The organism is Mesorhizobium sp. 43Arga, from assembly GCF_053714255.1.
On sequence record NZ_JBSKBO010000013.1, the window covers coordinates 57,331 to 71,062 of the forward strand.

The following is a 13,732-nucleotide window of genomic DNA, read 5'->3' on the forward strand; positions in this document are numbered from 1 at the left end:
CGTGCGGTACCCGCTATTTGCTGTGCTTGAAACATTATATCCGCTGGCGCGAGCCGGATCCAGACGGTCCCGCGGTCGACCGCAATCATCTTCCAGGAAGTTCCTTAATCGCCTCTGTCAATGCGCTTCTTCCTCGCCATTGATCTTGCGCGTGCCGGGCTCGGGGCACTCTCCGGGTTCGATCGCAAGGATCGCCGCATGTTTGAGGCATGGTGTCGAACAGGACCATGACGGCATCTGCACTGTCCGGTTTGCCCGGCCCCGCCACCATTTCTTTCCACCCAACACGGAGCCCAATCCATGACCCGAAACGCCATACTCGCATTCTCGCTTTTGTTGTCCTCGGCCGCCTGTGCGGAAACGATCGAGGTCAAGATGCTCAATCATGGCGAGCACGGCACGATGGTTTTCGAACCCGACTATGTCCAGCTCAAACCCGGGGACGAGCTCCACTTCGTAGCCACCAATAAAAGCCACAACGCCGCCTCGATCGAAGGCATGGCTCCGGAGGGGTATGCCGGGTTCAAGGGCAAGATCAATGAAGAGATTACGGCACGCTTCGACCAGCCTGGCTTCTACGGCATCAAGTGCTCCGCGCATTACGGCATGGGCATGGTGATGGTCGTCAAGGTGGGCGAAGCCACGACGAGCGACGCCTTCCGCAACGTCGATGCGCCGCCGCGGGCGAAGAAGCGCTTCGACGAAATCTTCGCGCGCGCTGGGATCGCTGGCTGACCTCATGCAGTCCGCCATGGCGCGATCGAACCGAGACCTGAATATCCGCACCTCCTGGTCGGAAAGGCTAAGCCCGAGGATCGGTCCTACGTCACCAGGAAGAGCTCGCGCGAATTGATCCATGTGTGGGGCGAAGTATCTTTGTTAAACGGTAGCAGGTTCTTGGCTCACGAAGTCACTGCTGAAGGCGGCCAGATTGCATTCTGGCCCTATACTGAGGAATACATGAACACGGGCGATCAACAGAACGCAAACCAAAAACCCTCGCAAAAGCGGTTCAAGGCTTCTCAGGCGCTCCACGGCGACGCTGATCGTTTGGCCCAGTACTACCGTGAATGGGCCAGTTCCTACGAGCAGGACGTCGAGCGCGAACACTACCGCGGGCCCTCCGTCGTGGCGGAGCTGGCGGGGGCCGTGCAAGGTGCCTATATCAGCCATGAGCGAGCTGCCGTGACAATTTTGGACGCTGGCTGCGGTACAGGCTTAGTTGGCGTTGAATTGGATTATCTCGGCTTCCGCTTGATCGACGGCTTTGATCTCTGCGAGACGATGGCCGAAATGGCGAGGCAAACCGGCATCTACCGCAATGTCAAAGGCGATATTGACCTTAACAGACCGCTTAAGGGCTATTCTAGCGCGAGCTATGATATGACCGTGTGCTGCGGCGTGTTCTCGCTCGGGCATGTGCAAGCGCATAGACTGCGTGAGTTGGCCCGCGTCACGCGCCCGAACGGATTTGTGGTGGTGAGCGCTGAAAAGAGCTATGCGGAGGGGGCGTCCTTTGAAGACGAGGTGCTGCGTCTGCAGAAGGCGGGCGTCCTTACGCCGCAGCAATGTCTGAACAGCGGCAGTTTTATCGAGGATGAGCACGCCCATTACTGGGCATTGCGAGTGCTCGAGAAGCCGAGCGGAGCAGCGGCTATGGCGACCTCGCGGACTCTCGGCCAGCAGCGCCGCGTGGCGCGGCAAGGTCTGAAGGAAGGACAACCGGTATGAACAGCATATTGGTATTCAGATGGTGACGGCGGCCCACCAACGATACCGAAGTACCGTTCTCGGATGTCTCCCCCACAATCCGACGTTCGAAGTCCACTGACCAGCGCCGGCGACCCCGACGAGCCCCCTGGTCCGCCCAAGGCGACGGCGAGAAGCCCGGTGTCGGGCTCGTTGGCGACCTGGGCGTCCATTTATGCTCCAATGGGAAGCTTCGCCGAGAGTGCCCGCCCCCTCGTCGTCTATTCGCAGCAATGCCGTCCAGACGGCAATCCAGACTGGTCCGCGCGACCTGGGCGGGTTGCTGCTGCTCGGCTGGTGTGTGGCCGCACTCTCGAGCCCCGGGGTTGGAGCGGGCTGTTTGCGCCTTGATGCCGGCCGAGCTGCATGACCTCTCCCATGTCACCGGCGTCGCGATTCCGTCACGGCGCGCATCCTCAACGCGGACTTTGCCCATCGGCAATCCGCCTCATGTTGCGGCCAAATTTATGTCGTGGAAGCCCGGTTCGTGCTTGGGCCGCGTGGGCGACTTGGCGCTCTTAACGCAACATAACTGAATGATTGGGCAGCTTCCTGTTCCAATGGAGGTTTGCTATGGATCAGACGACAAAATGTGGGCCACTACATGATGACGTGCCGTTTGCCGAAGAGCGAAGCCGTTATCTTCGCTACTTTGCGGAATGCGCTGCCCCTCCCACTTCTCTGAGTATCAAGAGCAACGAGCTGTTGTGGGTTGCCATGCGTCTCAGCCCAGATGCTTCTTCGGAGGGCGTCGACATCCGAGGCACTTTGGGCCGAAGCCGCAGCCGATCACTGACGTCGCGCCCGTCATCGACGGCGACAGGATCGAAGTCCATGAGCAGAGGATCCGTTTCAACGGTGTCGACGCCCCGGAGGGCGAGCAATACTGCGAGGACGCCAAGGGCTTGGCGAGGACGCCAAGGGCTTCGAATATCCTTGCGGACGGCGACCGTAGAAGCACTGGATAGCTTCCTGGCCGCATCGAGACCCGTTCAATGCACATTCGCGACCTGGGATCGCTATCACCGCTTCGTCGGCGACTGTCGGCGCGCCGACGGCGTCAGCGCGGCAGCGTGGATGGTCGAGCACGGCCAGACGCTCGATTGGGCGCGCTACAGCGCCGACCGGCCATCATTGACGACGTCCACACGCGTTTCCGGCGGAGGCCTTTGCTGCTGCGCACAGAGGCGGGCTCAGCCACCGCATTCCCATTCATCCTGGCGCGATGGCGCATCAACCCAGACCTCAATCGCTCTTTTGCAGCCATGCCTCACGAGGGCGTGCGCTCGCCCAACAGTCTTCGCTTGGGTAAAGCATTTCCGACATGTCATCCCTTTTTAGGTTTGTCTTCCGCCGTCTGCGCTTTGACATTCGGGAAACCCTTTTGTGGAACCGCACAGAGATCTCCTGAACAAACCTTCTCACCCTTGTAGTTGGCCAGGGTCTGGAGCAACTTCGAGCTGAACTCTGAATCGCCCAATGACTTCATTGCAAGCTCGACCAACTCGATCGCGCGATCCTTGTTGCCGCTCTCGTAAAAGTACTGAGCGACTACCCGACAACGGAAGAATGTCAGGACATCTTCGCCTAGTGGGAGGGGTAGCGCCAAGATGTGTTCGGACAACTCCTTGCCCATCGCGAAGCGCTCGGCAGACGGAATATGCGAATAGTCCGTCCCCAGCTCGAAAAGTTGTCCCAAGACCGGAACCAGCCAATCATGGGAGTTTTTTGAGACCGCGTCGCGAACCAAAAGCTGCACGACCGGCAAGCCAGCCCGCATGTCGCGCATCTTGTGAAGCAGCAAATGAGCATGAGAGAGGCGCAAACTTACGTTGTCCGGGAACGAGGCGACGCCTTCTTCGATGGCCGAGAGCGCCGTCTTCCAATCCTGCGCCTTCCACGCCGCCCAAAATTTCTCAAGGATTGGCCTCTTCAAGGCTTCTTCGCGCACTTCGGTTTCGTTTGTGGCAACCCGCTTCGCATCGGCGGCTTTTGCTTGCTCGCTGGTGCGCCAGGCGCCATCGATCACTTTCGGCAAAACTTTCTCGAGTTGCATCGGATGACCCACAAACGCGATATGGCCATCACGGTCGACCACAAACGAGGTCGGAATCCCAAGTGAGAGACTGGCTTGCATCCAAAGCTTATACATTTCGCCTGTGGAGTCGAACGCGATCCGATAGTTCAGATACGAGCAGTTTTCGTTCAACCAGGCGTCAAGCGTGGTTCGCGCCTCGTCCGCGGTAGGAGCGTCTTCAGAAGCTGCGACTCCGATGACCTCAAGTCCGCTATCTTTGTATTTCTCCTGCAGCTTCGCCAGATGGGGCATCGCCGCCACACATGGGCCGCACCACGTTGCCCAGAATTCGACGATGTACACTTTCCCGGTCTGAAAGGCGGCAAGCGGCTCGCCACGCAGCCAGCTCTCCACCTTAATCGCAGCGGCCGGGGACTCCATACGAAGCACCATGTTGCTCTCCAAAGCTATTGCCAAACGCTGCACGACTTTTGGCTTGTTATCTCAGAAGCGGAAGGCACGGACTAAAAGACATTACTCGTCTTCTGGCCCAGCAGTGTTGCCGCTCCTAAGTTTGAAGCAAACGCCATTCCATCTCGATCGGCGCCGGTCAGACGCGGCAGCGCCTTCCGGAGTTCTCCGTCGCCTGATCGCGCTCAAGCTGGGCCACTCGGCGACGATCTGGCTTCGGCCTTGATCGTCGCGCGCGACATTGCCTTCAGCTCGCGGCCTATCTCGTGTACCGCGAAAACATCGAATAGTGTGTGTGTGTGCTGGCTTGGACGGTGCGTTCTTGGCGCATTGTCGGCTCCGGCGGTGGCGGGACTTTGGACTCAGTGGCATGAGCCAAGATACCTGAAACCGCCGGGCCTTGCTCACGCAAAGATACGATTCGCTTAACAAAATCAACTATTTGCTGAGATAGGACGGCGACGTCCGACAGCCGCCTGAGCGGATTGCGAATCGGCCGATCTGATCGCCGCCTTCCGTCTGACATCGAGAATCCCCGCCATTCGCCCGAAGCGCGGCTCCGGTCGGAACGGATGGTTCTCGACACTCCAGCAGCGACTGCCAAGGGAGCTGGCGCTGGCCATTCGCGAGATCGTGGTCGCCAAACGCTTCATCGCGGACGTTTACCTGCCTGCCCATAATGTCCGCTTCGCCAAGCCGCCCGAGATCGCCGACAGCGTCTTCGTCGCCGCCGAGCCGGACCAGTTGGCTGAGAACCTGTGCGTCGAGCAGAGCGCATCGTCGGTCGCGACAACACCATCGTCTTCGGCCCCCTGAGGCCGCAACTGCCGCCAAGCCCGACCCGACACCATTTCGTCAAGGCCAAAGCCCCGGAGGTGTTTGATCTGTCCAGTTGTAGGGAATTCGACAAAACTAACGTTTACCCGCTCACCGTGAGACGTGAGGGAATTCAATAAGAACCGACTGCAGCGCCTCTGGCATGGCTCTTGCCCTTCCAGCTGTGACATTACACGTTAACGGAGCCGTTTGACGTCGACAGGTAACAATCTCACTTCGGTTAAAACGAACGTCCCGTCCCTAATAAAGGGAGAAGATCCATGACACGCGCCCTTGTAGCAGCGGCTTTCCTTCTCACACCTTGGTCTCGGCGGAAGCCTTTCCAATCAGTGCGACTTCGAGTACCTGGAACAGTCAACGTGTATCAAAGATGACTATCAACAGCGGCTCGTCAGGAAAGGTCTTCGGTCGATACGCAAATGAAACCTCTGGCAGTGGTCACTCACCATTCGTGACAAATGGGCGAGTGAACGGCAAATCTGAACTAGCGTGCAGCGCTTTCGATCCTCGGCGGTATAAATGTTTGAATGATGGGGCCGTTTCGTTTGAGTCGCGCCGCCGTGGCTGGCTCTTCGAGCAGGGCATAGTTGCGCTCCCCGGCCTCGGCCGAGGGCTGTGAATCGACACGGGGAACTGACCCCTCGTATTGCCTCACCGATCAATGTTACCGTGGGCTGGTGGCGACAGTGCTCATTTGACCTGCCATCGCGGCGGCAGGTGGTATGGGCAAGCTCGTAATCCAGCCCCGTCGAGGAAACGTCCGGTAATGAAGTCTTGATGAGCGCATGATTGAAGCTTTCTGATGAACTGGAGCGCGCATGGCTACACGGGTGGAGATCGATGCAGGTCACGCGATCTATTCGCCGATGGTGCTGCGCACATACGACTGGGTTGTGTTAGGTTTCTCAAACCATCTTCTGTGGCGTTGCCCGACGCAGGAGTTGCGCAAGCTTTACGACCGCAACGTCACCGCCCGTCACCTCGACGTCGGGGTTGGCACCGGCTACTTTCTCGACAAAGCCAAATGGCCCGTTTCCAATCCCGCCATCACGCTTCTCGATCTCAATCCCGACTGCCTTGGACTTGCCGCCAAGCGCATCCGAAGGTACGCGCCTCAGACCGTTCAAGCCAACATCCTTGCGCCGCTTCCCCCTATTGAGGAATTCAAGTCGGCGGCGCTTTGCTATCTGTTCCATTGTCTCCCCGGGACAATCCCGGAAAAGGCGGCCGCCTTTGACCATCTGCGCCCGCTGTTGGCACCAGGCGCTCGTGTGTTCGGGGCGACGATCCTGCAGGGCAGCGTGCCGCGTTCGCGGCCTGCCCAGGCGCTCATGAACCTTTACAACAGGAAGGGCATTTTCTCGAACGCCGCGGATACAGTTGAAGACCTTGAAACCGCACTCGTCGAGCGCTTTTCCAACGTGAAAGTCGAGTTTAGGGGAGTTGTGGCCCTCTTCGAAGCTACCGCCGATTGAGTAAAGTGGTTGCGGCCGTCGGCCCGGACTTTCGCCTGCAGCTCGCCGCCATCATGGACGACGCCGAGCACGGCGCGCTCGGGGCTGAAAACGGGGCAACGACGAGGACCGTGGTCGTTGGCCGAGCGCCTGGCCACGAAAGCTTCATGACGTTTGCTAATGGGTCCCGCTTGGGGGAATGTTTGGTGGACGAGGACAGCCCGTATCGTGAAGCCTATCGCCTAGAGCGCGTCGCAGACGGCAACGTCACAACAATTGCGACCTTCTATTCGGCCAAAGAGGCTTTGACGATCATGCCCAGCTTGAAAGAGAGCTACAGGCTGATGCTGGGCGACAAGCAGATATGGCCAAACCAGGCTCCAATGGGCCGTGCTCGGGTCTAGCTTGGACTTAATAGTGCCGATGGCCTTGATTATGGCGTTGGCGGACTCCTGATCGAGTGCGATCTCTAGAAGCCCTTCCGTTGTCGCTATCGAAAGGACGCCGATGGTGCTGCCAGCATCATCGAACGTGGCAAGGTGGATTTCGGTCGGCAGGAAAGGCCGTGCCCTGTCCTTACGTTTCATGCTTCGGTGGCGGTGCTGAAGAAGCGACGTGCTCCGGTTCGATTTCTTGGACAATGCCGCTCTCAATAAAAAGTGGGAACCTGATTTGCACATTACTCCGATTTCGGGCTTTCGGCACGTCCTCGGAATCGGTGCCACCTTCAACCGACTTTCGTTCGTGACAACCGGTTAGCCATGCGCCGCAGCAACAGCGACCAGCCGTGGGTCGGCAGGGTCAGGATTTTTTCTGCGGTCTGCGCAATGATCGCCTGCAACCCGGCCAACTTTAGGCTCCGCTCTGATGGCGCCTGGGTTCGGCAGAAGACGAAAGGGGGCTTCCCGACGATCGGCACGGCGCTGCGCTTATTTCATCCCAGAGCTCAATTGCCCTGAAATTCAACGGCAAAAGCAGGCAATTTATTGCCTGTGGAACCGAGACTCGTTCGTACAATGGCGTCGAACGATCAGGAAACGCCATGAAACCTTTGGAAATAAGGTCGGCGCCGACCGCCGATCCTTGGCCATCGCTTGGGATGACGGCACTCTCTGTGCTTTCCGTGCCTCACGGTTACGCGCACTCCGCCGAGCGGCCCACCAGATCAGGTTGCCCTCGAGGGGAGGGAGCATTCTTTCGATGACATCACCATCGTTAGCGCCGACGCCATTGGTTCGTATGCCATGCGGCTGGTTTTCTCCGATGGTCACGACCGCGGCATCTATCCTTGGCGCTATCTGCGCGAAATTGTCGACACACACGGTTGAGAAAGCACAATGGACCACTTTGTGGATGGGCAAGCCGATGTCGCTTGCGATGTTCTCGTGATTGGCGGCGGCACAGCTGGCCCGATGGCCGCGTTGAAGGCCAAGCAGCGTAGTCCCGATCTGATGGCCGTGCTGCTCGAGAAGGCAAATGTAAAACGTTCGGGCGCGATCTCGATGGGCATGGACGGGCTCAACAAGTTGTGCCGGCTACTCCACACCTGAGCAGTACACCAAGGAAATCACGATCGCCAATGAGGCATCGCCCACCAGGCCCCCGTCTTCAATCGCGGTGAATACACGCTCCGCCGAATTCCTCGTGGTTCGCGCCAAAACCGTGATCCTGTGCGTGGGAGCGGCGGGCCGGCTCGGCTTGCCTCACTCAGGCTATCTGTTTGGAACCTATGAGAACCCAACCAATTCGGGCGACGGGTATGCAATGGCTTATCACGACGGCGCCGCGCTCGCCAATCTCGAGTGTTACCAGATCAACCCGCTGATCAAGGAATACAACGGTCCCGCCTGCGCCTACGTTGCGGGGCCATACGGGGCCAACAACGAGGGCAGGCGTTTCATCGAGAGCGACTATTGGTCGGGACAGATGATGCAGGAGTTTTACAACGAACTGCAATCGGGCAAAGGACCGGTGTTCTTGAAGCTCAATCATCTGCATTCCGACACGGTTAGCGAGATCGAAAAGATCCTGCACAATGTCGAGCGCCCCTCGCGCGGCAGATTCCACCAAGGCCGCGGGGCCGACTACCGCAACCAGATGATCGAGATGCATATCTCGGAGATCGGCTTCTGTTCAGGTCACAGCGCATCCGGCGTATTCGTGGACGAATATGTTCGCACGACCGTGCCGGGCCTTTACGCAGCCGGCGACATGGCCCGTGTTCCACATAACTATATGCTCGGCGCATTCACCAATGGCGCCATAGCTGGAGATCACCCGGCCGACATCGCGGGTGCGACCGACCTGCCGGAATTCGACAGCGATCTGCTCAGGCGGGAGCGCAAACGGGTGCTGGCGCCTACCCAACGCGACGACGGCATTCCGCCAAATCTGCTGGAATACAAGACCCGGCGCCTTGTCAACGACTATCTCCAGCCGCCAAAGGTCACTACCAAGATGCAGATCGGGCAGGCCAGACTTGCCGAAGTGCGAGACGATCTGGAGACGGCACTTGTCGCCCGCAACGCCCACGAACTTATGCGTTCCCTAGAGGTATCCTCGATTCTCGATTGCGCAGAAATGGCGGCCCATGCCTCGCTCTATCGCACCCAAAGCCGGTGGGGTCTCTACCATAAACGAAGCGTCATGATCCTGTTACATCGAGTGCTGCGCAGAGGCATTTGGTTCGTCGGCCTGCTTGTCGACATCACGCACTGGGATGTCACGGAGGGCGCTCACAACTTATGGGGCCGCGTGTTTGCGAGGTCATGCTACCTCCTCTTAGAGCGCGCTGGACGACGCCGGCCCAGGCGGGTGCGTCCTGAATCCAGCCCTCTCTTTCATCGCCCCTCTGGTGGGATCGCGTCGATGGCTATGGCTACGAAGGGCGCCTTGCTCAAGGGCGCCCTTCGCATCGGCGACACGCTTCGGTCCAAGGGAGAAAGGACCTAACCACCTCGCGTGGGGAGCCGCCGATGTGCGTTTTGGTATCCCGCTTAACCAGCGCTGGCTGGATGGGAAAGCCACAGCGCACGCAGTCGTGTGCTGCGGACGCCGTGGATCGAAGGTGATCGTTAGAACGAGCGCTGGAAGCGGAGAACGCCGCCGATGCTGCTCTTCTTGCCAGCGTTGGTCCAGTTCAGGCCCTTGGTGGAGGCGAACTCATCGAACCGGCCTGCGTTGAGGTAGTCAACTTCGGCCGTGATCTTGAGGCCGGAAACGATTTCGTATTGGACGTTGGCGGCGATGCCGAGATTCTTCCACTCGTCATACGAGACCTGAGCATTGAATGAGGTCTTCTTGTCGAACTTGTAGGTCCCACCGCCCCAGACTGCCCAGTTGCCGCCCCACTGCTTGTAGAAGCCGCGGCCGTAAGCCGGGGTTGCATAGGAGGTATCATTGAGATGGTTGTCCGAACCGTATCCGCCCATAATGAACAGCGACAGTGCGTCGGAGGCTTTCACGTCCAAGCGGACCTTGCCGGCCACTTCCTGGTAGTTGCTGTCATAAGCAATGACGCCGGTGATGGCGCCCCATCCCTGCGTGTACTTCACGCCGCCGACGACATGCGGAACATAGCTATCGATCGTACCGGTCGCGCCGGAGCCTTCTTCAAGCGAGGCCACGGCCGTGAAGCCGTTGCCAGCGTCGAAATAGTACTGGATGACGTTGGTGTCGAAGTTGCCGTAGGGAACGAGCGTATCCTGGATAACGTTGCCGGCGTAACCGATGAACGTATCGAAGGCCGACTCGTCCTTACCGACGCGGAGACCACCCAGCTGGATCCAGGCGAAATTCAGCGATACGGGCTTGTTGTAGGCGTAGTTCTGTTCGTCGTCACCTTCGCCCGCGGCGCTTTTGTGGTAGTCCCGGTTCTGGTTGCCGTAGTTGAAGCGGGTCTCGGTGTAGGTCTTCAAGGTGCCGAGCTCGGTTTCCTGGCCGGTCCACGTCTTCAGCGTGAAGCGGGTATTCTTACGCCAGGTTCCCTGGGACTTGTCGGACTTTACATCCTCGGTGCGCGCGCCATCGAACGAACCGATGTCTCCACCGGCGATGTCATAGCGTACATAGCCGCCGACGCGCAGGCAGGTCTCGGTGCCGGGGATGTAGAAGTAGCCGGCACCGTAGACATCGCAAATCTTGACGTATTCAGCGGGTTCCGGTTCGGCGACGACGACAGCGTCGGCGGCGCGCGCGCCGGAGACTGCGATCAAAGCCGCAGCGGAGCCAAGAAGTAGGCTCTTAATGTTCATTTTTCTGATCTCCAGACAAAAGTTAAAACGGGTTTGATATCTTTGCTGAAGGGCAGCGTTGCCACCCCATCCCCAACTGTCGAAAAAGAAGCGCACCGCGCCGCCCTTTCGCCCCCGACATGGCCTAACTGGCGGAGGCGTTCAACAGAGGTCGTGTTCAAAAAGGGGATTTTCCGACTCTTCTAAAAGTATTGTTGCGTAAATATCACGTCATTTATCCAAAAAATGGCACATATTCAACACTCGGCACAAACGACACACGAGTATAGACTTGGACTACACGAAATTGAACCGATTTAGACGATTTTATGAAGGACATCGCGGCCAAGGGACTGTAGCCGGCTCTCTCGGGATTTCCACTTGCACGGTTTCGTGATTCTGTGGCGAGAAGAGATTCGCGCGCTGAGCGCTCCCTCTACGTTCTCCCGAAGGGCAAGCCCCGCGCCAGCCCACTGACCAGCGCTACGAGAACGCCTATCTCTTTGGCGCTATTTGTCCGAAGCGCGGACCGGTGCGGCGTTGGCGCTGCCGTTTGCCGACACCGAAGCCCAAATCAGCCGCCATGTCACCAAAGGCGCTCATGTGGTGCTGGATGGATCGTGCGGGGTGGCACACTATCGCAAGCTCAAGGCGTCGAGGAACATCACGCTGGTCTTCCTGCCCTTGCGCGCCGGAAGCCGCCGCCGATGGAATGAGTCCGGTAGAAACTTAAGCCGAAGAGAATTCGCGGGCAGCCGACACGACGTCACACACCATGTCCTGCTTGAGCATCTCGATCGGAATGCGACCATCGAGCGCCGGCGAAGGGCGGGTCAGCCAGAACCAGGCCAGCCTTGGATTGCCGATGGCCAACAGCACATCACTGATCCCCGATGCCGGCCCGCCGTCGACGAACTGGGCGAGCGGGAAGACATGCTTGCTGCCGCCCTTGCGCAGGGCGACAACCTCATTGCGCCTTTGCCAGCGATGCAGCGTCGAGCGCGGTATGCGGAAATTCTGCTCGAGATAGGTCGATCCGGCGACTTCGCCTGCCCAATCCTCAATCAGCACCGATTGCAGTTCGTTGGCCCGCTCCAGCAGGCGTGGGGATAAAGGTGCTGCGGTTGCCGGCAGTGGGCTTTCATTCGCGCTTTCGGCACTCGCCAAGCCGCCGCGCGCGAAATCTGCCACCACCCGGAAGAACTCGGAGGCAAGCGTAGCGCATCCGCCCTTGAAAGAGCCGATCGCAAGCTGCTGTGCTTCGGGAAGGAAGGGAACGGCGGCGGCGATACTGCCAACGACCGCACTGGCTGAAACCAGGGTCTGTGTATCAAGAAGGACGCCGTGCTGAGTCAGCACCTGTTGCACGGCTTCCGCCACCAGGCCCGCCAGCGCCTCCTGAGAAATCTCATCCGTCGGATATTGAAATCTGGTCATGTATCTGTCTTCGGGCCACGCGGCCCCTCCCTAGCTGGCCGATTGTTGAACGGCAGCAGGAAGAGGAAATGGCAACAGCAACAGATACAGCGACCCATAGGTTGCTGCATTTCGACCCCCCCGAATTTTCGAGGCGTCCCGAAATGTCAGTCGCGGGACGCCTCGATTTGCGTTTAGGTGCGATGTGTGACAGCCGCGCGACAGAGGCGGGCCGAATTAGTCTCATACGAGGAAAAACGAAAGTCGCTAACAAACAACGGCCCCATTCGCGGCCGTTGTTTGTTTTAACAATATTTCTGTACGTTCCCTTTGTTCTCCAACGCGAGAGCAAAGAGAAACACCGCCTTCGCTTAGGCGTTGCCTTTGCTCAGGCGCGTCTCCTCGCCAGCGGCAGCGGCGCTGATATGATCACGGCAATCTTTTGGCATGTCGGAAACTCGCCCCTAGTCGGGGAACGCCTCAGGCCTTGGCCTTGCGCTTTGCGGGAGGCTTCTTGGCTGGAGCCGCCTTTTTCCCCAGGCCCAACGATTTTGCCAGAGCTGATCGGGTTGCCGAGTAATTTGGGGCGACCATGGGGTAATCCTTCGCCAATCCCCACTTTGTCCGGTATTCATCGGGAGTCATGCTGTGTCTGACGGCAAGATGTCGCTTCAGCGACTTGTCCTTCTGACCGTCTTCGAGGCCGATGATATAATCCGGGAATACCGACCTCTTCCGGGCAACCGTGTGGAAACGGCGCGCAGACCCGCTGGATGGGTCAGTACAACCTGCGCCCGCTTGAACGTCTGGCCGGAGTGCGCAATTGTGGAGGCCCCAGTGCTACGGGTGACGGTTTCCAGCTTGGACTGGATAGCGCCGATGGCGTTCACGACGGCCTCGGCGGCTTGTCGGTCCAGCGCTATATCCAACAGCCTTCCGTTGTTACGATCGAGAGGATGCCTATAGCCATAGTTGACGGGTGGACGAGGGCTCCTTGGGCCATACCTGCCGGTCGCCAAGCAGCAACCGGTAGCCATCATTCAAGCTGGGGATGATGGTCAGCGCCTCCTTTCCCGAATAGAAAGTCGCAATTGTTATGGCGTTCCCGTCTATCATGCGCTGCAGGCGATAGACGTCGAGATGCGGCTTGTCATAGTCTACCAAGACAGTGTCCCCCCGCGGACGTATTAGCCGTCTTCCATGACGCTTACGTGAGGCCGCGACCGCTACTCGCAGTCCGAGGCTTTTCTTAGCCTGCGCGAGCCCTTTTTTGCCAACGGCAGCAGGGCCCGACCATTTGGGCTAGTCACCTGACTTGAGCGGCGCGAGTCCTCTCTGCTTTGGATTGCATCAGCATGAAATGACAGCGTTTGATCTCCCGCGCCGGCTAGCGGCCGAAGCTCTGATCATGGGCCTGCTGGTCGCGACCGTAGCCGGCTCCGGCATCATGGCCGAGACGCTGACGCATGATACGGCACTGGCGTTGTGCCGGTTACTGCGTGTTGGCAGCGGTAGCGCCTGAAAAATAAAACCGGCCGTAATACCCGGACATGGTG

At 58.8% G+C, this 13,732-nt stretch carries 12 protein-coding genes and 4 pseudogenes; 9 read left to right on the forward strand and 7 right to left on the reverse strand.

The window, feature by feature from the left end; translation table 11 throughout:
* Positions 1–300 precede the first annotated feature (300 nt).
* Together ACWGS8_RS31080 and ACWGS8_RS31085 are read left to right on the forward strand one after the other, a co-directional pair.
* On the forward strand, positions 301–735 hold the full coding sequence (locus ACWGS8_RS31080) for a pseudoazurin (protein ID WP_454584523.1): 435 nt from the start codon (positions 301–303) through the stop codon (positions 733–735).
* Positions 736–897: 162 nt separating this feature from the next.
* Positions 898–1,731 carry a class I SAM-dependent DNA methyltransferase gene (locus ACWGS8_RS31085; RefSeq protein ID WP_454584524.1) on the forward strand — a complete coding sequence of 278 codons (834 nt, stop codon included), beginning with the start codon at positions 898–900 and terminating at the stop codon, positions 1,729–1,731.
* Here the strand turns inward: ACWGS8_RS31085 and ACWGS8_RS31090 are convergent.
* Together ACWGS8_RS31090 and ACWGS8_RS31095 are read right to left on the reverse strand one after the other, a co-directional pair.
* Positions 1,655–2,185, reverse strand: a complete 531-nt coding sequence (locus tag ACWGS8_RS31090) for a transposase (protein WP_454584525.1) — start codon at positions 2,183–2,185, stop codon at positions 1,655–1,657. The genes ACWGS8_RS31085 and ACWGS8_RS31090 overlap by 77 nt on opposite strands.
* A gap of 891 nt (positions 2,186–3,076) precedes the next feature.
* The gene (locus ACWGS8_RS31095; protein ID WP_454584526.1) at positions 3,077–4,219 is read right to left on the reverse strand and encodes a TlpA disulfide reductase family protein; all 1,143 of its coding nucleotides are present in this window, start codon (positions 4,217–4,219) and stop codon (positions 3,077–3,079) included.
* A 651-nt stretch (positions 4,220–4,870) separates the two neighbouring features.
* Between ACWGS8_RS31095 and ACWGS8_RS31100 the strand changes: the two genes are divergently transcribed.
* The 3 genes from ACWGS8_RS31100 (at position 4,871) to ACWGS8_RS31110 (ending at position 6,932) form a co-directional block, all read left to right on the forward strand.
* Positions 4,871–5,053: a hypothetical protein gene (locus ACWGS8_RS31100; RefSeq protein WP_454584527.1), complete on the forward strand. Its 183-nt coding sequence runs from the start codon at positions 4,871–4,873 to the stop codon at positions 5,051–5,053.
* Positions 5,054–5,892: 839 nt separating this feature from the next.
* The gene (locus tag ACWGS8_RS31105) at positions 5,893–6,549 is read left to right on the forward strand and encodes a class I SAM-dependent methyltransferase (protein ID WP_454584528.1); all 657 of its coding nucleotides are present in this window, start codon (positions 5,893–5,895) and stop codon (positions 6,547–6,549) included.
* On the forward strand, positions 6,546–6,932 hold the full coding sequence (locus ACWGS8_RS31110) for a hypothetical protein (protein WP_454584529.1): 387 nt from the start codon (positions 6,546–6,548) through the stop codon (positions 6,930–6,932). Before ACWGS8_RS31105 ends, ACWGS8_RS31110 begins: the two co-directional genes overlap by 4 nt.
* A 323-nt stretch (positions 6,933–7,255) precedes the next feature.
* On the opposite strand, the gene ACWGS8_RS31115 is transcribed toward ACWGS8_RS31110, so the two are convergent.
* On the reverse strand, positions 7,256–7,378 hold the full coding sequence (locus tag ACWGS8_RS31115) for a hypothetical protein (RefSeq protein WP_454584530.1): 123 nt from the start codon (positions 7,376–7,378) through the stop codon (positions 7,256–7,258).
* A 394-nt stretch (positions 7,379–7,772) separates the two neighbouring features.
* Here ACWGS8_RS31115 and ACWGS8_RS31120 point away from each other — a divergent pair, with 394 nt between their 5' ends.
* Both ACWGS8_RS31120 and ACWGS8_RS31125 read left to right on the forward strand, forming a co-directional pair.
* A complete protein-coding gene (locus ACWGS8_RS31120) occupies positions 7,773–7,856 on the forward strand; it encodes a gamma-butyrobetaine hydroxylase-like domain-containing protein (RefSeq protein WP_454584561.1) in 84 nt (27 codons plus the stop codon).
* Positions 7,857–7,865: 9 nt separating this feature from the next.
* Positions 7,866–9,171: pseudogene (locus tag ACWGS8_RS31125) on the forward strand (fumarate reductase/succinate dehydrogenase flavoprotein subunit); the annotation flags it as partial.
* 431 nt (positions 9,172–9,602) lie between these two features.
* Here the strand turns inward: ACWGS8_RS31125 and ACWGS8_RS31130 are convergent.
* Positions 9,603–10,781 carry a porin gene (locus ACWGS8_RS31130; protein ID WP_454584531.1) on the reverse strand — a complete coding sequence of 393 codons (1,179 nt, stop codon included), beginning with the start codon at positions 10,779–10,781 and terminating at the stop codon, positions 9,603–9,605.
* Between the two features lie 430 nt (positions 10,782–11,211).
* Between ACWGS8_RS31130 and ACWGS8_RS31135 the strand changes: the two are divergent.
* Positions 11,212–11,453, forward strand: a pseudogene (locus ACWGS8_RS31135) (IS630 family transposase); the annotation flags it as partial.
* A 36-nt stretch (positions 11,454–11,489) separates the two neighbouring features.
* Here ACWGS8_RS31135 and ACWGS8_RS31140 read toward each other — a convergent pair.
* The 3 genes and pseudogenes from ACWGS8_RS31140 to ACWGS8_RS31150 all read right to left on the reverse strand — a co-directional run bounded on the left by ACWGS8_RS31140 (position 11,490) and on the right by ACWGS8_RS31150 (position 13,340).
* Positions 11,490–12,197, reverse strand: a complete 708-nt coding sequence (locus ACWGS8_RS31140; RefSeq protein WP_454584532.1) for an MbcA/ParS/Xre antitoxin family protein — start codon at positions 12,195–12,197, stop codon at positions 11,490–11,492.
* Between the two features lie 459 nt (positions 12,198–12,656).
* A pseudogene (locus ACWGS8_RS31145) lies at positions 12,657–12,920 on the reverse strand (MucR family transcriptional regulator); the annotation flags it as partial.
* A 216-nt stretch (positions 12,921–13,136) separates the two neighbouring features.
* Complete coding sequence (locus ACWGS8_RS31150; protein WP_454584533.1) at positions 13,137–13,340, reverse strand: hypothetical protein; 204 nt, start codon at positions 13,338–13,340, stop codon at positions 13,137–13,139.
* 196 nt (positions 13,341–13,536) lie between these two features.
* Between ACWGS8_RS31150 and ACWGS8_RS31155 the strand changes: the two are divergent.
* Positions 13,537–13,686, forward strand: a pseudogene (locus ACWGS8_RS31155) (aquaporin family protein); the annotation flags it as partial.
* Positions 13,687–13,732: the final 46 nt, after the last annotated feature.